The organism is Arthrobacter humicola (assembly GCF_039531445.1).
In the GTDB taxonomy this organism is placed as follows: domain Bacteria; phylum Actinomycetota; class Actinomycetes; order Actinomycetales; family Micrococcaceae; genus Arthrobacter; species Arthrobacter humicola.
Genome location: NZ_BAAAQB010000004.1, coordinates 1 through 19,743, shown reverse-complemented (window position 1 = coordinate 19,743; position 19,743 = coordinate 1). Strand labels below are relative to the sequence as shown.

Below are 19,743 nucleotides of genomic sequence, written 5' to 3'. Positions count from 1 at the left end.
GTTGAGCACGCTGACCGGTATAAATCGGGGCACCCTGAACAATCAGCTCAGGCGTGGAAATGTTGCGGAGTCCACGGTGATTGCCGTTGCAAGAGCTACCGGCACGAACGTCATCGATGCGCTCAGCGTCTTCAGTCCGTACCGGATCATTAAGTCCCGGCCCCTTGAGCCCTCTTCGGCAGAGGTTTTGAGCCAGGTCCATCACGCCGATCTCATGGCCGAGCTGCAGTTCCGTACCTCCCGAAGGCACTATCCCCGTGAGATGCGCAAGGGAATCGACCTCATTGCCTTCCCTCATGACGGCTCTGTTCGGGCCTGGATCGATGCCATCGACCCGGGGGACATCCGTCAGAGGATGTCAGAGGAAACGGGCATGGCGCTTACTTATATCGCCACACAGCTCACTGAAAATAAGTTGAATCCTCATTTGGCGATTGCGGCGTCCCGGGCCGGTGGAGGCTCGTACGCGTCCGGACTTGTTGTGACTGAATTGATCACGCCGGCCGAGGGAGGGTGGCAGATCCGGGCGCGCGAAGACGAACTGCTTGAAGTTTCCGATGATGTCTTAGTGGACGCCATTTCCGCCCGCATTCATCTCTTGCAGAGGCGTGTGAGGCAACGCAAGGAGGCCCGCGAATACGCGGAGAAGATGACGGAACTTCTGGGATGAACCCGCTCACCGTCATCCCGGTAAGCCTGATGCTCATTCTCCTGGGCAGCCTGACGTTCAAACGCATCAATACACCGGTGCTGGGACACCAGCACGCACTGCAGGGAAAAGCCAGCAGCATCGCCCTGTCGGGCATCTTCCTGACCCTTGCTTATCTGTTGCTCCTGCCCCCGGTCTACATGGGCGTGGAGTCGCTCATGCCTCTGACCAATGGCACCGACCTGATCTCCAAATACTTTGCCCTCGTGGCCGTCGCGTTCTTGGGCGGGCACCTCAGCGTTGCCTACGACTCACCGCTTGCGCGCAGGTGGACTGTCGGGGCGCCCGGGGCGGCCGTGCTGGGAATCGTCGCCACAGGCCTGCTTGGGACTCTTCTGGCGACCGAAGCCCCGAACCCGTCACCACAGCTCCTGGATTACGCTGGGCAGCCGAGCGTGCGCCTGAATACATGGCTCGTGCTGGCCTACGTCGCCTACATCGTTGCCCCCCTCATCAGCCCCGCATACAAGGACTCACGCAGGAATCCCCTTAGAGCCGGCCGGCTCGCGTCTGGGCTTATTGCGGGCGGCTTTGCCCTCTCTCTGATCCGCGCATTCACGTACCCGGTCGAACTGGGCGCCACGGGGGACGTTACCTACATGTTCATGATTGTTTCCTACATCTCCACGGCCTTCGTGGTGATAGGCCTGGCACTCTTCGCGTATGCCCGGAAAAACCGCATCCCGCAGACCGAGCTTGGCTCGCTTCTCTCGATCGACTAGAAAGGCTGCCTCATGAACTCCACGCCGAAAGACGCCCAACTAGCCGTCAATTGCGTTCTCGCCGAGGTCAACAAAGAACACGAAGCCGCCTACAGGGTCATCTTCGAAGCAGTGAAAATTTGCATCGCCTCCGGGATGAAGCGACGGGAAGCAGCTAGATTTCTTGGCGTGCAGGCACGACGAATCGACCGCCGAGGACAGTACTTCCGATCACTCCTCGCAACCAGGAACCTGTTCCGTGGCACCTTGAACGCCGGCGGTGGCTCACCTGCGGCTGCTGCTGACGTCGAAGCCGTCGTTCGGCGGGCTTGGAACCGCTAACCTCGAAGCCGCAGATTGCACCATAAATAAAAATTCTTGATTTTGTGACATATTGGAACCATGTCACTAGCAACGTCTTGCGATCCAGCCGCGAACCCGGAGCCGCACGGGAATAGCGGAGTCGACCTGCGGGAACGACCTCGTGGAGATTGGTGCGACACGGCAGCGACATCCCACTTAAGGGAACCTGATTCCGGTTCCATGGAGAATGTCCATGGAAAACTAAGGAATGAGGACACCATGCCACAGCCCTTCAAGGGAGACCGCCGGAACATCACCGTGCGGATGCAGGCTGCTGATGCTCAGAAGCTGCAAGCCTTCTCGGACATTACGGGCGATTCCAAGAGCGATGTTGTTGCTCGCCTGGTGATCGATTTCCTAAAGACCATCGACTTCGACAGCATCTCTGGCCAGGAGGCCCTGCCTATCGCTAAGGCCAGTTAAAAACTGAAGGCCCGCTTTCGCGGGCCTTCAAAAAGTATGACGTTCAGATCCACATCTTGGCGGATCAGCGATCTGAACTTATCAAGCTCCCCGTGAGGGGGGCTCCATTTGCTATACCCCGAAGGGACTAGCTGTTGTCTATGGTACCTGCAGCGGCCGTGTCGTCAACAACTGACGCACCGCACACGGCGCGTCAAGTCACGCCTGATGCGGCATGGGCTCTTGCCCCATTGATCGCCGGCGCGCCTACTTACCGCTTGGGACGCTGGATCGGGGGCCGCTTCCAGTATCCACGGCCGCAGAACCCGCCCCGGATCACTGCGGCGTTGCCGACACGGCCGGCGGCTGTTCTCATCCACGGTGCAGACGGTTCTGTGGCTACGCTCTGCCTTGACCTGGACACCTCCAAAGCGCTGAAGGGCGTCGTCGATGACGACGCGCAACGCCTCGGGACACTCTTGGAGAGCTGTGGTATTCGCTACGTCGCGGACCACTCCCCCAGCGGCGGACGCCATCTCTACATCCCGCTCGCGGAACGTATGAGCGGCCCTGAAGCCCGGGAGCTCGTCGGAGCCATGACCCTCATGGCTCCGAGTCTCGATCCCAGTCCGCACCAGAACGTCACCGACGGCTGTATCCGGGTTCCTGGTTCCGCGCATAAATCCGGTGGCCATCAGATCCTGACCACTCCCCTAACCACTGCCTACGACATTCTGCGCCGCCGTAATCCCGCCAGCGCTGTCGCCGCGCTCCGGCTGGCACTGGCGCCGGAAATAAGACGCGCCCGCGAGCTCAAAGACCGCACCGCCAAGATGATCGCCACCACGACGGCTCACGGTATTCGCCCCCTTCCCTTCGCCGGGAGCCAGTCCCCCTTGCGTGTGCTGGCCCGTACAGGCCTGTACGACACCGCCAAGTACGCCACCCCGTCAGAGGCCCGCATGGCGGTCCTGAACCACTTCGCCGCCTGCGGCTGGACCCTGGAACAGGTCCGCCTCGAGCTGGGCGGTCAGTTCCCGGGCCTCGCGGCCCTCTACACGACCACCGACCGGCAGGAGCGTCTCATCGACGCAGAGTGGGCCGAGGCCTGCCGCTGGGTCGAAAATCGGGGAACCCTGCCAACGGGTAGAAGGACTACCCGTATTAACGACACAAGCCCCCCAGAACCCACAGGGGGGGCCAACAGAACCAGCAGCAAAGCTGCCGCGCACCAGCTCGTGAATGATCTTGAAAATGTCCTTTATGCGGTGCTGGACCACAGACTAAAAGAGCGTGGTCGCGAGGGCCTGAGTCTGCGCCTGTTGCTCCGGGCCGTACTTGGTTACATGCGGACCATGGAGACCGATTTGCTGGATGTCGGGTGCCGTACCTTTGCGACTGCACTGGGCAAACACCATGGCACTATCTCAAGACTCCTCCCGGTGCTCCAGCAAGCCTCCGACGGCATCCTGACCAAAATTGCTGATGCTCGTGGCCGCAACGCCGACACCTACGTGATCCAACTCCCACCGCACTTTGAACAACTCGCACGGGAACTCTCCTGGCGAAGCGGAAAAATCCACGGCATCCGCCCCGTATTCCGCGCCCTGGGCGACGTTGCCGCCCTCGTCTACGAATCTATCGAACGCGGGCGTCTCTCCCCCTCCACAGCAGCCATCGTCCGGTCCACAGGACTCAGCCGTACAGCCGTAGAAAAGGCTCTGGGTACCATGTACAGCTACAACATGATCGAACGCCGGCACGGGCAATGGACAATCACCGCCGGAACCAGCCTGACAGCGCTGGCCCGCCGGCTCGGAGCACTTGACGACGCCGCAGAACAGATCAGCCGCCATCGAAAGCAACGCGCAGCTTGGCATGCATGGCTGGACAGGAACCTCGTACCCGAACTTGCAGAACACGAGGTGGAGGACCCCGAAGCGGACCTCTACTGGATCCCTCCCTCGGAAACCGAACTGGATTGGGTGGGGACACTGTGGCGAGTGGCCTGAGACCTGGGAAAGGCGTGATCGCATTGACAGTAGAGCAGTCATTGCATGTAATGCCAGTATTGAACGTAAAGCAACTAATAGGTGGAAAGACAGTATTGACTTTAAAAAAGTCTTTGACATGCCCCTCCCCCACCACAGCATCCATCGTCCGATCCACAGGACTCATCCGCACAGCCGGCCGGCTCAGAGCACTTGACGACGCCGCAGAACAGATCAGCCGCCATCGAAAGCAACGCAGCATGGCACGCTTGGCTGGGCTCGTACCCCAATTTGCAGAACACGAAGTGGAGGACCCCGAAGCGGACCTCTACTGGATCCCTCCCTCCAAAACCGAACTGGATTGGGTGGGAGGCTGTGGCGAGTTGCCTGAGACCTGGGGAGGCATGACGGTATTGACAGTAAAGCAGTCATTGCATGTAACGCCCGTATTGAACGTAAAGCAACTAATAGGTGGAAAGACAGTAATGCCTTGAAAAAAGTCTTTGACACGATTGCTATCAAAGACGTCTAAGACAGTAATGACAGTAAGGTTGAGATCATGACAGCGACAACAACGTTCGACCGGACAGGCATGGACCGAATCTGCGGCTTCGTTAACGGCAAGGGAGGCGTACTCAAGACGACACTGACTGCAAACGTCGGTGCCCTGCTTGCAACATCTGGGTGGAAGGTCCTGCTTGTAGACATGGACCCACAGGGGAACCTTGGACTCGACCTTGGTTACAGGCACGGCGCCCGTGACGACGATGGCAGCGCCCTCGCGCAGAGTCTTATGTTTGGGTCGCTGCTGTCGCCGCTGAAGGACGTCCGACCCAACCTCGATGTGATTCCCGGAGGGGCCGAGCTCGACCAGGCGGCAGCGGGTCTGATTGCGCAGGGGAGTAAAGACGGCAGCAAGGCGAAATTGGCCCTTGCCCGGTCACTCGCGCCGATCGCTGCCAACTACGACATCATCTTCATCGATTGCCCGCCCGGCAACGAGCCTCTGCAAGTCGCGGCTCTGGGTGCAGCCTCGTATGTGGTCGTGCCAACAAAGACGGACAAAGCTGGCCGCGAAGGACTCATTGGAGTCGCCAAACGCTTGGACACAGTAATCGACGTCAATCCGAACCTCGACCTTCTCGGTGTGATCATCACCGCCACATCGTCCACAGCAACCAATGTTCACCGGACGACGCGCGAAGCCATCACGGAGACCTTTGGAACCGATGACGTCCTCTTCAACGGAATGGTGCGTCACGCAGAAGCGCCGGCACAGGCGGCCCGCGATAGGGGACTGCTGGTCCACGAACTCGAAGAACAGGTCAAGGCCGCCCCCAAATGGTACGAAGTGCTGAAGGGAACAGCCGAAGCTGGCCAGAGCCAGCCGCGGTCTGCCGCCAATGTCGCTGAAGACCTTTACCAGATAGCCCATGAACTTGTTGCCCGTCTGGAAGCAGCCGAGGAGAGGAACGCATCATGACTGAAAGCAACCGCAAGCCCATCGGCGTGCCGCCCCGGCGGCGGCCTGACAACCTCTCCGTCCAGAACCTGGTGAAGGCAAACAGGAGCTCAGGGGCAACGGAGGGCGACTCAACGGGCACGTCTCCGGCTGCCGCACCCCTGCCTGACACTGCGTCGAAACAAGTCACGTTCTACATGGCGGCGGATGACCTCAAGCGCGCCAAAGCGGCCTACACCGGAACCAGCGGGCAGGAAATGGATCGAAGCTGGTCCGACTTCATCTCGCGGGCTGTCCTCATGGAAGTGGAACGACGCGAACGTCTCTATAACGAGGGGGAAAAGTTCCAGGGAGGGGCAAGGAAATTGGCTCCAGGTCGAAAGATTCAGCTTTGATCGCAATGCAGTCTTTGACAGTAATGCCGTCAAAGTAGGGTAGTGGCGGCAAGGACCGCCCGACAGCTGGCGCCGCCTCTGGGCGCCAGCCTTGGGTGTGCGCGGAGCCCAAATGCTTACGTCCTTGACACACTTCTCAGTCTCACAAACGATCCATTACTGAGATGGCCGGGTCGTTTTTCAGGTGGCGTCAGAAATGCCGAGGAACTCGGGGATCAACACGGACTCTTGCTGTCTCAAAACCCGTCCAACAACAGATAGTCTCAAAACGGCAAATTGTTCGGGATTAAGAGAATAGTGAGGCGGCCATGGCCGTAATCGGGTACGCGAGGGTTTCCACGGCGGAACAGAACCTCGGTCTGCAGCTCACCGCACTGAAGTCCGCCGGCGCGGCCCGGATCTTTGCCGATAACGGTGTCAGCGGTTCAACGGTCGAACGCCCTCAGCTGTCCAAGGCTCTGGACCGGCTGGAGGCCGGCGACGTACTCACCGTGTGGAAGCTTGACCGCTTAGGCCGCAACACCCGGCACGTCCTGGACGTCATCGAGATCATCCGGGAACAGGGCGCAGGGTTCCGGTCTCTGACCGAAGGGCTGGACACGACCGGGCCCATGGGGACCGCCATGCTGACGATCATGGCCGCATTCGCTCAGCTGGAGCGCGACACGATGATCGAACGCACCCGAGCTGGACTCCGGGCGGCTGCGGCCAACAACCGCCACGGCGGAAGGCCACGCAAAGTAAATGACGCTGCCGCTGCCCGGGCCAAGGAACTCAAGGCCAAAGGAATCAGCGCCTCCGACATTGGCAAGATGCTAGGAGTCTCCCGTGCAACGGTCTACCGGTACCTTCGATAGTCGATACCGAGAGCGGTTCCGGACTGCCCGACGATGACATCAGGGCCGGCGGCGGGACCTGAGCTGTCTTCGGGGCGACCGGTGACCTGCCGCCTTCAGGGTGGTGCCAAAGGACGGTTCGGTGCCAATTCGCGCAGGGGAGATTTTGTCTTTGTTGAGTTCGTCGAGGAGGGGCTTCGTTGCCTTGGCGACGTCGTGGTGGTCGTTGGGCGCCCGGCTCTCGATGGCAAGAATGGCGCAGCGGTGCAGCCTCCGGAAATCCCCCAGGGGAAGTTTGATCGTCCCTTGGTGTCGTGGGTTTTCGCGGTTTCTTGGCAAAGTGAGGCTGGCGGATGTTTGCGCTGCAACGGACCGTGTTCGCACTGTTTGTATTGTTGTTTGAACGACGCCCCACGTATGATAGCTGTGTGCCTCCATCCTGAGGGATGGAGGAAGTGAAGCCAGGACCCCCGCTGTTATGACGGGACCTGGCTTTCGCGTTTTAAAGCTTGATACGAGAGACCAGGATGTCGTCTTCGATGGTTCTGAGGTACTGGAAATCGCCCGTCTCGGCGTCCCCGTAGGCTCCGAGAACTTGATCGGCTATCCAAAGCATGGGGTCCCTTGACCCAAGAAGCCAGTCGACGCGAAGTTGCGTTGGCAGGGCATTTCTACCGCGAAGTCTTGGAATCAGGGCCCGATCCCGGGCGTTTAGTGAGGCCGTGCGAGCCTCGAGGGTCACATGGGTTGCCCCCAGTTCGTCAACTTCCCAACAAAGTCTTTCGATGCACTTCGCGCGGGCGCGTTCCTGACGTCTCGGGTCCATGGGGCTTGCGACAACCACGACGTGGTCTAGGTCGAGTGCGGCGACGGTTTCAACGGATCGCCGTTTAGCCTTCGAGTCCAGGTCTCGCCAGTGCAGCTTTGGCCCGGACTTGTGAATCGAGATCATGGCTTCGCGGGCTCTCTCGGCCACTTCCTGGTTGGCTACGGTTGCCCCCAAAAGATACATGGGCTCCGACACCTTGATGGTGCGCATGCTTTCATCTGCCCAAGCGCCGATCGAGAGGGGATCTGCACGGTGAGTAGTCATGCCGGCCGGGCGGTGTTGTACGTGGACCAGACGATGCTTTTCCATTGCCCCTTGGACCCGGGAGGCATGCGGTTGTGGGCCGGCTCCTGGATCACATCGCTCCTGTCGGTCATCAAACATCTTGGCAACGGTCGGTATATTGGCTTGAATTCTAACAGCATGTGTCGCTTACATCTAAATTATAGAATAGTGTGTTCTCATGACACAGACAGTGATGGGGATGGGTCGACGTATTGCTGCCTACCGGAAAAGCGAGGGCATGACCGCCCAGGATCTTGCAGAGGATGCGGGAATGTCGCGTTCAGTCATAGCCAACATTGAAAATGGGCGCCGCGACGACATCACGGTATCCGAGCTGCTTGCAATATCCAGAGCCTTGCGGGTGCCTCCCGTGGCCATCCTGTTCGATGTGAATCGGCCCATGGCCCCAGTTCCTGCGCCAGGCAATGAGGGTGATATTTCCTTTCGGCCCCGAGCCATTGACATCGTTGACTGGGTAGCCGGGCTGGATGGACCGAGCCAGTGGAGTCATGAACGGCTGGTTATGGAAGAGGAACTCGCAAGAAACGGTCCCGCAACTACTTCCATGGGAATGGTGCTGGAGGCGTCCTACGGTGACAGTGGGTGGTCGGCGATACGTCTCCTTATGGCCGGACGGCAGCTAAGGACAGCAACAGAAGATCATGCCGAACTAGTGCGTGACTTCGCGCTGGACGTCAAGACAGGGGAGTTCGGCTGGGAGCCGGCTTTGGACGAGCACTTGAGTATCATGCGCGAAGTGCAGGATCTGACGCGGAGGGAGTCGGTAACCGCGCTTGAAGACTTTCTGACCAGAGTCTCAGAACATAACCCCGGCCAACTTCAGAGGGCCCAAGACGCCGTTCATGAGCTTCGTTCCTCGGCGCAGGATTTGAAGACAGCGAGGGGCCTCCTAGTCTCGCTGGGCGGTGACCCCTCGGCGCATGCTCATCCAACAGACGAAGTGGGGCTACCAGCATTTGGCTACGAAGAGGTTTTGACCATGTGGACACGGATGAGATCCGAGTATCTGAAGGATCAGATCGAGGGCGGAATCGATCGGTCAAAATACCGGACTTATGATCAGATCCGGCGGGCCATCAAATCCGGAAAGCTGAAGCGCAAGGATGGGTAGCTGGACGGCCGCCAAATTCTTCTGTCTTTGATGCCTGTCCTCCATCGAGGTTCACCTGCTGGCACGGACATGGGTGCAGCGTGCCGAAGGGTTGCACCCGGGCGGGTCCTTGTGGCGGGACTTCTGGGACAACTTGCGGAACGGTGGGGTTACTTACGCAGCCTTCCCCGGACACCAACGAACGCGGGGTGACCCACGGGGCTATTCGACCACCAAGGAAGTGGGACAGCCGTCGTTACAGGGGTACAAGGCCCAGTGCACAGTTTGATTTCAGTCAGATAGAGGATGGGGCGTCCGGGCGGCGAAGCAGCGAACTGCATGAGCGGTAACGCCGATACTGACAGCGAGGCTAAGGAACAGTGCCAGGAAACCGGCACCGAATTGACGACCGCTCCATTTAGAACCAAATGGTGGCACCAGCGCTGACACCGAGTAGCGCGATGAGACAAGTCCGTGCCCACGCCTATGGCAAGAACGACCATTGTCATATCTTCCCCAAGTTATATCGGACTGAAGCCGTAGTGTCTCGAAGCCTATTCAGTCGGCAGCGAGGGCCGCGGCAATCCGCTGTACCGATTCCTCCTTGGACGTGCCCAGCATCTCGGCGATGATCCCGACCAGCCCCTCACACACGCTGCCGAGCCCGGCAACTGCCTCGGAGTCGCCCCCGGAAGGTCTCTGGTCATCACGGTGTACCCCTGGGTGTCATTGTGGACAAAGGTCGTGAGCAGTGCCAGCCCCAGATGCAGGAGGTCGTGTGGCCTTTCCATTTCCATCGCCAGTGCTCCTTTGTAATGAAGGCTGACCGGCGCCGAATCCCGGTTTTCCACAGAACGTTAGCCCAGGCACACTGCAAACAGCTTGGAAAAACCTGCAGAGGTTGCCAGCAATCCGCCGGAAAGGACAGGGCCGACGGACCCTTGCGGGCGTGGCCGCAGAAGAAGCCGAAGGCACCGCGGGCCGACGGGCCGCATACGTGGCCCTGCAGACTCGATGGTGTTCGGAATTGAAATAGTGTTGAGGTCAAAGGCTGGCGTTGGTTTTGGGAGGCGGCAGCGTTAACCGCCGAATAGAAGAATGCCCTATGGCCCGCAAAGTACTTGTTCAGCTGATCGATGACCTTTCGGGCGAGGATGCGAAGGAAACCGTCCGGTTCGCACTCGATGGAGCCGAGTACGAAATCGACTTGTCGGCTGGGAACGCGGCCGAACTGCGCGGGGCGTTGGAGCGCTTCATTTCCGGCGGCCGGCGGATCCGCGGCGCTTCGGGGGGCAGCGCGGCAGGAGCGGGGCGATCGGCAGGGAGCAGTCTCAGCGGATCCGTGAGTGGGCCCGGGCCAACGGGTACAACCCAAGCTCCCGCGGCAGTATCAGCCAGGACATCAGGAGGGCCTACGACGCCGCCGGCGCCTAAGAATCAAGCCAGTCCCTGTGGTGGGACGCCGGGGAAGATGCTGCGCGGGTCAGGGAACGTCCCGGTGAGGGGCGTGGTTCTCCGTGAACGTTACTTCGGCGCTGACCTGGGCGGAGTCCGCCCGATCATCCATATGACCACCAAGAAGACGTAGAGTGCTGAACCGAGCAGGTTGAGGAATGTCCAAGCGAGCCAGCTGCCGATCTCAACGCCGCTGCGCGCGAATCGGCGACTTACGTAGACGGTCAGAAGTATTAGGGCGAGCAGGACTAGCACTCCGGGTATGGCCCCGGGCTCCACTGTCCAGATAACCGTTAGTGCGATCAATGCAGTCGCTGCACCCTTCCAGGGGCCGGGGAATGAGCCCCGCCCACTGCCATCACCACCGTTAGCGAGGATGCCGAGGAACAGCAGAACGCTGGCTACTGGAACGACAGTCTCCTTGCGGCTGGAGAGCCAGCTGCCGATACCGCTAGCGATCTCCTGCGATTGCGGAAGGCCCAGGTACCCGCCGATGTGCCCCAGCGCGTACAGAGGGCTTGAGGCGGCGATCCAGCCGAGGAGGGTGCAGGCGCAGCCGATGCTCAGAAGTGAGGCAAGGATGCGGTAGGGGGTGTCCCAACTGAGCCGGAGGGCGCTCATTCCCTTATCGAGGGCGTCAAACATATCGTTCCAATCGTGAGGTACTACGTGGGGGTAGGCCCGGACCAAAGATCCGGGCCTACCTGGGTACATGCGCAGATTCCTGGCCGGCGGCCGGTGCGGCACTCGATGTACTGCCCGCGATAGGGGATGTCCCGTTTACTTGAGTCGGGAGATCGCGCGCTGCAGGAAATCCTCGGCCGCCGCGAGGACGCGGAGGCGGAGGGGCCTTTTCTTAGTCGTACGTTCGTAAACGATGGCGCGCCAGTCTTCGCGGTGCTCGGCGATCGGGGTGCGGGTATCGCCAGCGGTCGCCGCGTTCTCGAAAGCACAGTACGGGCCGGAGGTCGCGGCGGAGTGCTCAAGGGTGTGCGTGGAGAGGACATGACGCAGCGGTGCCGGGACGCCGCGGCCGCCCGGGTGGGCGGTGAGGCTGACGAACTGTGCCAGAAGTGCGGCGCTGACGCTCGCGGAAAGCGCGGCGACGTTCTGGCGGGAGGGAGCTTCGCGATGTGCTCCCGCGATGTACTCCGGGTCGTCCAGGAGCCCCTGCTTGTCCAAAGGGATGTCGCCGATGACCAGCTGGCCGAGACAGGCCATGCACGGGCGTCCGGGGACGAGCGTGTGTGCGCGCCAGATTCCGTTGCGCATGCGCCCGTCCGGGAAGGTGTCGAGCGCGATACCGCCATCGATGACCGGGATGAGGTCGGTGTAGGCGAGTGCATTCAACACGGCCCGCGGCCAAGGGCGGTCAACGCAGGAGAAGATAACGTCATAGTCGAGCGCCGCGCTTACGCCGACGGGGTCGGTGATGCTGACCTCGTGGCGATAGATCTCGAACGACTCCGCGGTCGCGGCAGATTTTGCCAGGCGCGCCGCGACGTCGACCTTGGACCGCCCGAGCGCGGCGTCGAGGCGGGTCGCGCCGATCATGCGGTCCAGGTTCACCGTCTCAACGGCGTCGTAGTCCATCACTCCTACCGTCGCGAGGCCCGTCGCGGCTAGGCGCTGCGCAACGTCGAGGCCAACGCTGCCGCCACCGACGACGAGGACGCGCAGGCGCGCGATCGACCCCTGTGTACGCTCGCCCCACGACGAGACCGTCCGTTGCTGCGAAGGGGTCACGTGGGGGACTCGCCGGATGTCGTCGTTCCAGGTGACGGTGAGCTTCGGAGACACCGACCGCACCGACTCGGCCCAGGTGGGTGCGTTCTTGTCGAACCAGAACCGGGCCGACCAGGAGGTGTCGCGGCCGCCGAGCGTCATCCCCAGAAGCGGCATTTTCGTGATGCCGCGGGCGACGCGCTCGTACTCGGACTCCGTTTCCCAGTCCATGTTGCTGAGTAGCTGCCAGCCGCGAGAGCCAGGATGGGAGTGCAGCAGAACGAGCCCCTGGCCGGCGGCGCGCGCCTCGTTCGACGCCCGGAGCACGTACCCGCTGGTGAATGACGCGTTCCCGTGTACGTGACGCTCGCCCTCCCGGGGAAAAATCACTGACTTAATGAGAGCCGTCGTGCGTTCGACGCCTGTGGAAAGGACGTACGTCGCGGCGAGCACGTCCTCCTGGCCGTCCTCGCGGATAAGGTGATCACGCATGGCCGCTTGGGCTTCACCAGTCATGGCTACGGAATACCGCATGTCACGCCGCCTTCGGGATTGCGATCGAAACAAATCCCCGCACGTGCCGGAGCCACGCGAGGGCCGGCGGCACCGACATGTCGGTGTAGCTGAAATCGCGGGAGTGCCTCTTCCATCCGGGCCGGCAGTCGATCTCATCCATGTTCGTCTCAGGAAACGTGACCGAGTCCGGGAGGTGAATCCAGTGCGGAGGGACCATAGGCCAGCTTTGTACTTCGGACACGCTGACGCCGGTCGTCACAGACTGCCCGTTGAGGTCGCCGCCCACCGCGACGACGTCGTAGAGGATGCGAGGTCCGTCGGCCCGGGCAATGGCGCCCACGGCAGTCATGTCGTTGATGAACTGTTGGGTCGGCCCCGTCAGGCCGATCGCATCGCTCACGCGACGCCTCCGACATGCTTGGCGGTGACGAAATCGTCGCCGTTCTTGATGTTCACCATCTGCTCGTCGCGGAACGTCTCCGTGCCGCCTGCCGGCATGATGCGGGCGAGGTCGTAGCCGGCCGGGTCGACTCCGGCGAGGCGGAGCAGCGCGGCCGCGGTCTGGTCGTCGTCGTAGCTGCTGTGTGGCTCTCCGTCGATGATAAAGCGAAGCTTTTGCCGGGAGGCAAACCGATCACCGTCCTTCAGGTTGATGATCTGGCCGTCACGGATCTTCTCCTCCACGCCGTTTTTCTTGACGAGGAAGAGGTCGGAGATCTTCGGATCGCGTCCAGCGAGGCGCAGCAGAGCCGCGGCCTCCTGGTCATCATCCTGGGTGGTGAACGCCTTGCCGTCGATAAAAATCTGCAGAGACGTGGTTGTTTTGGGGGCCATTTGGCCCTCCTTCCTTGTAGCGTGTCGCTCCTACTCCCGGCTGGAAGCAGGTAGCATGTACCTGTCGGGTAAATCCGACTCTACCATAAGTCCCGTTTACCAAAGAGGTAAAGCTTGCAGCTCGCGTGGATAAGTCCTCAACTTGAGGGCTCTTGTGTCTCGGGGGTGCACCTACGAGCTGTCGCCGACGGTCAGGTAGCGGCGGCGGAAGACCTCCTGCAGGTCGTCGCGCACGCCCCACGGCTCGAAAATCTCGTGACGTTTCAGAGCGTTCGGATAGACGTCAACGCAGGGAATCTGACTCTCTCGATCGAGGAGGTTGAGATGCATGTACGTCCGCTCAGTTCCGATGGGGTTCCGCGAGCTGTCTTAAATCGGTCAGCATTGCCCGATCACGCTTCTTCGCAAGCGCTACTCGTCCAGGACTTCCACATTCGCGGCCGGTCGATCCTCCGGCCCGCGATCTGAATCGAGACTCCATGACCACTTACATCGCCACAGACACGCAGTTCGACTTCGCACCCCGGCCCGGTCGCCTGCTGCAACGCGAGCTCGACGCTCGTGCGATCAGCCAAGCGCAACTCGCCGCCCGTACCGGGCTCAGTACTAAGCACATCAACCTCGTCATCAAGGGAACGGCCCCGCTATCTCCCGATGTCGCCGTCACTCTGGAACAAATTCTCGGGACTTCCGCCGAGACCTGGCTCCACCTGGAGGCAGCACACCAGGCACACGAGGCTCGAATCGAGAGGCGCAACGCTCTCGCCGGATTCGTAGACTGGGCGAGTACCTTCCCCCGCCAGTTACTCATCGACCGCAAAGTAATAGACAGGGCAGATTCCGGCCCCGATCTCGCGGCAAAACTTCTTGCTTTCTTCTCGGTGGCGTCTCCTCACGCGTTCGCGAAAACCTGGCTTGAGCCGCAGGCGTCCTATAAGCGAAGTCAGATCCATTCCATCGATCCGAACCTGACGGCTCTCTGGCTGCGGTTATCGGAACTGCACGCGGGCGATCTCATCGCAGAGGCCCCGACGTACGATTCTGCAAAGTTGCAAGCAGCGGCCGCCCTACTTCCTAAGCTCACCGTCCACGACGACGTAGGGAGAGCATTCACAAAAGCGCAAGAACTTTTGCTCGGCGCCGGTGTCGTTCTGGTATTTGTCCCAGAAATTCCGAACACTCGAATTAGCGGTGTATCGCGCTGGATAAACGGAACGCCAATGATCGCGGTGACGAGTCGATACAAGGCTCTCGACAGCTTGTGGTTCACGCTTCTGCACGAAATCGCGCACGTACTTCTTCACCCGAAAAGAAGCACGTTCATTGATGTTGATGGGTTCAAGGCTGACGACGACGCGGACGCACAAGAAACGGCCGCCAATGCGTTCGCGCAAGACCATCTCATTCCGCCGGCCTACAGGGCACAACTTGCAGCAACGACGACGGTAAAGGGAATCGTCTCCCTTGCTGATGTGCTCGGTGTTTCCCCTAGCCTGGTTGCAGGTCAGTGGGCGTTCCGGACCAAGACCTGGGGCGGGCCGATCGCAAAGCTGCGGAAGAAATTCGATCTCGCGGACTTGCTCGCGTAGCAGACGAGGAGTCTAGATGGGCAAGTGGAAGTCGGCCATCAGAGTGACACCCACCCGTTATTCTCCCGAGGAACTCTGGCCTTGTCTCCTAAGGAGTGCCACCTTAGTCGTCCGACGATACTCACGGGAGCGGACCACGGTCCTAACCCCGGGAGCCAGGGCTGACACGTTTAGCATCCGACGCGTAGGCATCGAGCACGTGGACCACTATCTCCGCGTCTTTGCTGCGTGATCCAAGTAAATTCCGCCACCAATACGAAAGTGTGTGTTCGGCTAACCACTGGAGGAGCTTTTCAGCCATGTCCTCGTCCATCTGGCCTTTGACTGTCTTGCGATAGATCGCTTCAATCACTCTTTTGCGGATGACGGCGTTGTCTTTGAAGAGATGGGTTTCAAAGTGCTGTGACAAGCTGGAGTACAGGTATTCATAAGCTGGCATGGGCGGCTCTGGCATAGAAGGCTTCGGTGCAGGTCTGGACGCGTGTACCCGTTCCGCCTTTGCCCTGACTTCCTCAAGAACAGCCTTGATGATGGGCGAGAAGAGCCCATCCGGACGCACAGTCCAGTCCTTTAGGGGCCGCCAGGTGGTCTGAAACGAACCGACGTTGTGAGCGCCGTGGAACCCAAAATACCCAAGGTCGCATGCCAAGGTCTGCATATCGATGTGGACACGGAGTGCGTACCCCGATTTCTCAACCTCACCCCAGCACGCTTGATTGTCCTCGTATCCATAGAGCCACTGAACCTTGTTGACGCCCTTCAAATAGATGAGCGAGCGTCGCCGCATTTCCATGTGGGTCAGAGGAGATAGTTGTATCTCCAGACCGAGACGGTTCCGGTCCTCTGCGTCTCGTATGACGAGATCGCTACGTCCTTTCCTGTCTAAAGTGGTCACTTCCAGTTCGCAGAGAAGTGAAGTGCTCCCCAACACCCACTGCCTCAATTCCCTTTGGATTGCCAAGTGAGTGTATCCGTCCCTGGCCGCAGTGTCGGTCAAGGCGCAGACGGCTTGTGGGGCGTGACTGAAGTAAGGGATTCGAACATCCCCTGCGGCCAGTTTAAGTTTGCTCCCGCATCCGCCCACGGCAAGAGAGCAGAAGAACGACGTGCCCGAGGCCTTCGCATCGGAGCGCATACTTCTCGCGTCGTACTTGTCGGTTGGGGCGGTCACCACGTCACGAGAGCCCGCAGCGCCAAGGACAGCGTAAATGCTGTCGTGGCGCATCCTTTTCGACACTTGCCCAGCAGGCGATGAGGACGAAGCCTTGGATGGGGGTTCCAGAGGCGTCCTTCAGTTCCTTGCCTGCATCTTGTGATGCAAGTCCAGAAATGTCGTAGCCCTCTCGATCCGAGTCAATCTAAGATTCCTTCCCCAAAATGTCGGTGCGCCGGTCACCGGTCACCTAAATGTATCCCGCGATATCTCCGTCGGGAGGCAGCTCGGAGTTCGTTAGCGTCGCATCTTGAGCCGAGCCTATGTGGCGACCACCAGCTGCAAAAGGTCAAGGCATTGGAAACGGTCTGAAGTGTCATCGAAGGTGTGTCGTAGGCTGAGCCGATGCGCACAGTGGAGCCTGGACATATCACCGACGTCGTTAGGACATTCCTCAACGTTTCCAGTGACGAACAACCCAGCAAGACCAGCCGCTCGCGCAGCTGGGACTACTGCTATAACTACTTCCAAGACCACGCCGAGCCGACGCAGGACCTGGAGATGAGCTGTCTTCAGTTGGGGTACTACCTTGCCAGCTGGGGCATGCTGCGCGGCTCAACCTACTTGTTCGCTGAAACGAACATGCAGCACTACGTCAAAGCGGTAGGGGTGATCGAGGACTTCAACCCGACCATGCGGGCGATCGACGCGGACAGCTACCTCAACGCGGGCGTCCGGAAGGAGATCTTAGGCGCGTATAAGCAACTGAGAAAGGCACTTGTCCCCGATGGCATCACGCACGTGACCCTCGTGGGAAAGGTGATGCTCGGGGTCTGGGGATGCCTGCCCTCCTTCGACAAGTATTTCCGACACGGCTTCGGTCAATTAGCGGATAAGCGAGGAGAAAAGACCGCCTTCAATAGAGTCAATGACCATTCCCTCATCTTGCTGGGCGAATTTAACGGGAGGCACTTGTAGTCACCTACGTCTGGTGGAATGAAGCTACACGGAGAATGCAGTCTGCGATGACCGCGACCTGCAACCTTTCCTACGGCGCGCGCGGTTGGCGCAGCGGCATGCGGTTCGGGAGCTAGCATCAAGTCATGACAGATATTGGGGGACTAGCTACAGCGCCGAAGAAAAAGGGTGGCTACAGAATGGTGGCCTTGGTGGTTGTACTACTGCTGCTCGTCGCCACCGTTGCGAGTTGCACGAACAAGTCCAATGAGCCGAAGGCGAACCCGTATCAGTTCACCCCGAGCGCAGAGCCTGTCATCGCCGTTGACTCCGCAACTGTGTCCAAGGTGAAGACAGCCTGCGAGGACCAGCTTCGTGCTGTCGCTACCAGCTCCAAGAGGAAGCTCTCAGGCATTGTCTATAAACCTTTCGACATCGTGAGCGTCACCTTCACCGGGGAAGTGAAGCAAGTGAACCTTCCCTACAAAGAGATCGCATGGGAAGTCCCAACCACTTGGGTTAGCAAGGTTGCTGACGGCAGACCGTTGACCAGTAATAAAACTTGCCAGTTCCGGAAGCTCCAAGACGACGCTCGCTATCTCCCTTAACGCAAAAAGAAACCCTGGCATCAGTGAAGATGTCAGGGATTCTTTTAGATAAACCGGTTCTGCTCGGACTGAGGCCTGGCCCCCTTGTCGGGGACTAGCGCTTCGACGTGCAGCAGGAAGCGCAGCTGTCAACGAACAAAGTTCTATGTCCGGTCAATCATGAGAGAACCACCCGCGAGACGGACGGTGAGGAGCTACCCTTTTTGGCCCCGTCATACGGGAGCAGGAACCTGCATTTGAGCTTGCTGGGCACTCTTAATATATGCGCGGCCCAAGTGGTTCTCGATGAGCTTCATCGCACCTGTCAGAGACAAGGTGTGGTTGACAACGTGGTAGGCCGACAAAACAGCTTCTTGCAGTTCGGGAGAATCCTCCAGATTTTCTATCTTGAGCGCGGGAAGGTCGTTGGCCAGCTGCTCCCGGGGAATGCCACGGCTGTGCGAGATATGCCGGCCCGTGTCAGCGAAGAAGTCGGCGGCTTGGGATGCCAGATCCTCGCGGTCGACAAGGTCCTTGAACATATATTTAGCAAGCCATTCACTGACCATCGCCCTAGAGAGTTCCTCTGCGTCGGAGCAGATCTCGAGGAGCCCAGGGAAGAACTGTTGGAGCGTCGGCACCCAAGCGCTAAGTTTGGCTGGGTCGGCGGCACATTCGTCCTGCGCGGTCTTGAACTGCTTCCTGATGGCGGCAGCTGGGACCATATACCCCTGCGGGTTCGGAAGTTGGGGGTCGATCGGTCCCAGCTGAGAGTGTTTCCCCATGAGGATGCGATCTGCCGAGAGCGCCCACATAGTTGCCGCGGACATTGCGGCAACTGGAACGATAACGCGAACGTCATCGAATTTGCTTCGAGTGTACTGAACGAGACTGGCCGCGGCCGTCGGGTCGCCGCCAGGGCTGTGCAGGATGAGGTCTAATCCCGCGGCCTTGTCCAAGTCTTTGAACACCTCCATCAGGCCCTGGATGTCCTGCAGCGTGATGGAATGTGATTGGCCAGGGCCCTTTGGCTCAAGCCAGTCCGTGGCGTAAACCACGACGTTTCGCCCCGTCAAGGTATGGAGCTGGTTCAGGTATGAGCGACGCAACCCGTCGAGATCCACCACACCATTCATATTGGCGCTTTCCTGGATTTCAGCGAGAATTTCCCCCCAACTGGGCATCTACCGCAACTTTGTCGACGTCGAGAAGCTTACGGCGGCGCGCGGAGCAACGATCTGGGGCACTCGGGGGGCCGCGTTGAGGTAGACCCGCATGGCCTCCACCACTGCAGGAATGCGAGCAGCTTCGGCGAGGAGCCGATCTCTGGCATTTTCTGGAGTTGCGATCTGATCACTTGTCATGGCTTGAAGTGTAGCGGCCCCCCGGCGAAACGGGTTCTGCGCGGCCAACATGAACTTCCAAGTGGCCCGTGCTACCGGCTAAGTGCCGCGCATGAAGCGGCATCCTCGTGACGGTCCGGGCCAGGGCCACCTTCAGCAGCGGGACAAGGCCAGTCGACATCCGGCCCGGAGGGCGGCCTAGCGACCGCCATCGAGGCGTTCCAGCGCCTCTACTCGGCGGCGTCCAGCAGTACTGCCGAATCGCTGCCGGTGGCCCGGGCCGGGACATCAGCACCCGTTCGGGGCCGGGAGCGCGCCGTAACCGCCTGCCCATGATGGACCGTCCTGCCACGGCCGCCCGCAAGTCGAGCGGGCGCTGCGGGGTTCACACACAAGGCGTTCGGGCGTCCGCTGGCGCGGCCGGCTGTGGGGTCCAGGGCGGCCGTCGCAGGGCTCCGGACACCCTGGCCCTTTCTGTCTACGACGTTTTTTGGCTGCTG

22 protein-coding genes and 1 pseudogene are annotated in these 19,743 nt (G+C 60.2%); 14 read left to right on the top strand and 9 right to left on the bottom strand.

All coding sequences use genetic code 11. The features are described from left to right. The first annotated feature begins 1 nt into the window (after position 1). The 8 genes from ABD243_RS00660 (at position 2) to ABD243_RS00625 (ending at position 6,880) form a co-directional block, all read left to right on the top strand. On the top strand, positions 2-670 hold the full coding sequence (locus ABD243_RS00660) for a hypothetical protein (protein WP_344360898.1): 669 nt from the start codon (positions 2-4) through the stop codon (positions 668-670). Beyond that, on the top strand, positions 667-1,431 hold the full coding sequence (locus ABD243_RS00655) for a hypothetical protein (RefSeq protein WP_344360897.1): 765 nt from the start codon (positions 667-669) through the stop codon (positions 1,429-1,431). The genes ABD243_RS00660 and ABD243_RS00655 overlap by 4 nt, the downstream gene beginning before the upstream one ends. A gap of 12 nt (positions 1,432-1,443) precedes the next feature. Then, on the top strand, positions 1,444-1,752 hold the full coding sequence (locus ABD243_RS00650; protein WP_344360895.1) for a hypothetical protein: 309 nt from the start codon (positions 1,444-1,446) through the stop codon (positions 1,750-1,752). 240 nt (positions 1,753-1,992) lie between these two features. Beyond that, complete coding sequence (locus ABD243_RS00645; protein ID WP_243182081.1) at positions 1,993-2,196, top strand: hypothetical protein; 204 nt, start codon at positions 1,993-1,995, stop codon at positions 2,194-2,196. Positions 2,197-2,453: 257 nt separating this feature from the next. Beyond that, entirely contained in the window at positions 2,454-4,187 is a 1,734-nt protein-coding gene (locus tag ABD243_RS00640; protein ID WP_344360891.1) for a hypothetical protein, read from the top strand. Between the two features lie 538 nt (positions 4,188-4,725). After that, positions 4,726-5,649, top strand: a complete 924-nt coding sequence (locus tag ABD243_RS00635; protein ID WP_344360888.1) for a ParA family protein — start codon at positions 4,726-4,728, stop codon at positions 5,647-5,649. Then, positions 5,646-6,023, top strand: a complete 378-nt coding sequence (locus ABD243_RS00630; protein WP_344360886.1) for a ParB family protein — start codon at positions 5,646-5,648, stop codon at positions 6,021-6,023. The genes ABD243_RS00635 and ABD243_RS00630 overlap by 4 nt, the downstream gene beginning before the upstream one ends. A 308-nt stretch (positions 6,024-6,331) precedes the next feature. Further along, positions 6,332-6,880 (top strand): recombinase family protein, encoded by a 549-nt coding sequence (locus tag ABD243_RS00625; RefSeq protein ID WP_344360884.1) that lies wholly within the window; start codon positions 6,332-6,334, stop codon positions 6,878-6,880. 481 nt (positions 6,881-7,361) lie between these two features. On the opposite strand, the gene ABD243_RS00620 is transcribed toward ABD243_RS00625, so the two are convergent. After that, positions 7,362-7,898, bottom strand: a complete 537-nt coding sequence (locus ABD243_RS00620; protein WP_344360882.1) for a hypothetical protein — start codon at positions 7,896-7,898, stop codon at positions 7,362-7,364. Positions 7,899-8,151: 253 nt separating this feature from the next. On the opposite strand from ABD243_RS00620, the gene ABD243_RS00615 reads away from it, so the two are divergent. The 3 genes and pseudogenes from ABD243_RS00615 to ABD243_RS20910 all read left to right on the top strand — a co-directional run bounded on the left by ABD243_RS00615 (position 8,152) and on the right by ABD243_RS20910 (position 10,518). Continuing rightward, on the top strand, positions 8,152-9,105 hold the full coding sequence (locus ABD243_RS00615; RefSeq protein ID WP_344360880.1) for a helix-turn-helix domain-containing protein: 954 nt from the start codon (positions 8,152-8,154) through the stop codon (positions 9,103-9,105). A 1,084-nt stretch (positions 9,106-10,189) separates the two neighbouring features. Further along, positions 10,190-10,300, top strand: a pseudogene (locus ABD243_RS20915) (Lsr2 dimerization domain-containing protein); the annotation flags it as partial. A 98-nt stretch (positions 10,301-10,398) separates the two neighbouring features. Then, positions 10,399-10,518 carry an Lsr2 family DNA-binding protein gene (locus tag ABD243_RS20910; RefSeq protein ID WP_425547098.1) on the top strand — a complete coding sequence of 40 codons (120 nt, stop codon included), beginning with the start codon at positions 10,399-10,401 and terminating at the stop codon, positions 10,516-10,518. A gap of 90 nt (positions 10,519-10,608) precedes the next feature. Here the strand turns inward: ABD243_RS20910 and ABD243_RS00605 are convergent, their stop codons facing one another. The 5 genes from ABD243_RS00605 to ABD243_RS00585 form a co-directional block, all read right to left on the bottom strand. After that, positions 10,609-11,184 carry a hypothetical protein gene (locus ABD243_RS00605; protein WP_344360878.1) on the bottom strand — a complete coding sequence of 192 codons (576 nt, stop codon included), beginning with the start codon at positions 11,182-11,184 and terminating at the stop codon, positions 10,609-10,611. Positions 11,185-11,319: 135 nt separating this feature from the next. Next, positions 11,320-12,780: a ThiF family adenylyltransferase gene (locus ABD243_RS00600; protein ID WP_344360875.1), complete on the bottom strand. Its 1,461-nt coding sequence runs from the start codon at positions 12,778-12,780 to the stop codon at positions 11,320-11,322. 19 nt (positions 12,781-12,799) lie between these two features. Continuing rightward, on the bottom strand, positions 12,800-13,180 hold the full coding sequence (locus ABD243_RS00595) for a hypothetical protein (protein WP_344360873.1): 381 nt from the start codon (positions 13,178-13,180) through the stop codon (positions 12,800-12,802). Next, on the bottom strand, positions 13,177-13,614 hold the full coding sequence (locus tag ABD243_RS00590) for a hypothetical protein (protein ID WP_344360870.1): 438 nt from the start codon (positions 13,612-13,614) through the stop codon (positions 13,177-13,179). Before ABD243_RS00590 ends, ABD243_RS00595 begins: the two co-directional genes overlap by 4 nt. A gap of 171 nt (positions 13,615-13,785) precedes the next feature. Continuing rightward, positions 13,786-13,944: a hypothetical protein gene (locus ABD243_RS00585; RefSeq protein WP_344360868.1), complete on the bottom strand. Its 159-nt coding sequence runs from the start codon at positions 13,942-13,944 to the stop codon at positions 13,786-13,788. 149 nt (positions 13,945-14,093) lie between these two features. On the opposite strand from ABD243_RS00585, the gene ABD243_RS00580 reads away from it, so the two are divergent. Then, a complete protein-coding gene (locus tag ABD243_RS00580; RefSeq protein ID WP_344360865.1) occupies positions 14,094-15,203 on the top strand; it encodes an ImmA/IrrE family metallo-endopeptidase in 1,110 nt (369 codons plus the stop codon). A gap of 142 nt (positions 15,204-15,345) precedes the next feature. On the opposite strand, the gene ABD243_RS00575 is transcribed toward ABD243_RS00580, so the two are convergent. Next, complete coding sequence (locus tag ABD243_RS00575) at positions 15,346-16,428, bottom strand: competence protein CoiA family protein (RefSeq protein ID WP_344360863.1); 1,083 nt, start codon at positions 16,426-16,428, stop codon at positions 15,346-15,348. A gap of 333 nt (positions 16,429-16,761) precedes the next feature. On the opposite strand from ABD243_RS00575, the gene ABD243_RS00570 reads away from it, so the two are divergent. Next, on the top strand, positions 16,762-17,334 hold the full coding sequence (locus tag ABD243_RS00570; protein WP_344360860.1) for a hypothetical protein: 573 nt from the start codon (positions 16,762-16,764) through the stop codon (positions 17,332-17,334). Positions 17,335-17,459: 125 nt separating this feature from the next. Further along, positions 17,460-17,921, top strand: coding sequence for a hypothetical protein (locus ABD243_RS00565; protein ID WP_344360857.1), 462 nt, complete (start codon positions 17,460-17,462; stop codon positions 17,919-17,921). A 212-nt stretch (positions 17,922-18,133) separates the two neighbouring features. Here ABD243_RS00565 and ABD243_RS00560 read toward each other — a convergent pair whose 3' ends face one another. After that, positions 18,134-19,084 (bottom strand): SDH family Clp fold serine proteinase, encoded by a 951-nt coding sequence (locus ABD243_RS00560; protein ID WP_344360855.1) that lies wholly within the window; start codon positions 19,082-19,084, stop codon positions 18,134-18,136. 389 nt (positions 19,085-19,473) lie between these two features. Next, on the bottom strand, positions 19,474-19,743 hold a 270-nt coding region (locus ABD243_RS00555), incomplete at its 5' end, for a hypothetical protein (RefSeq protein ID WP_344360852.1).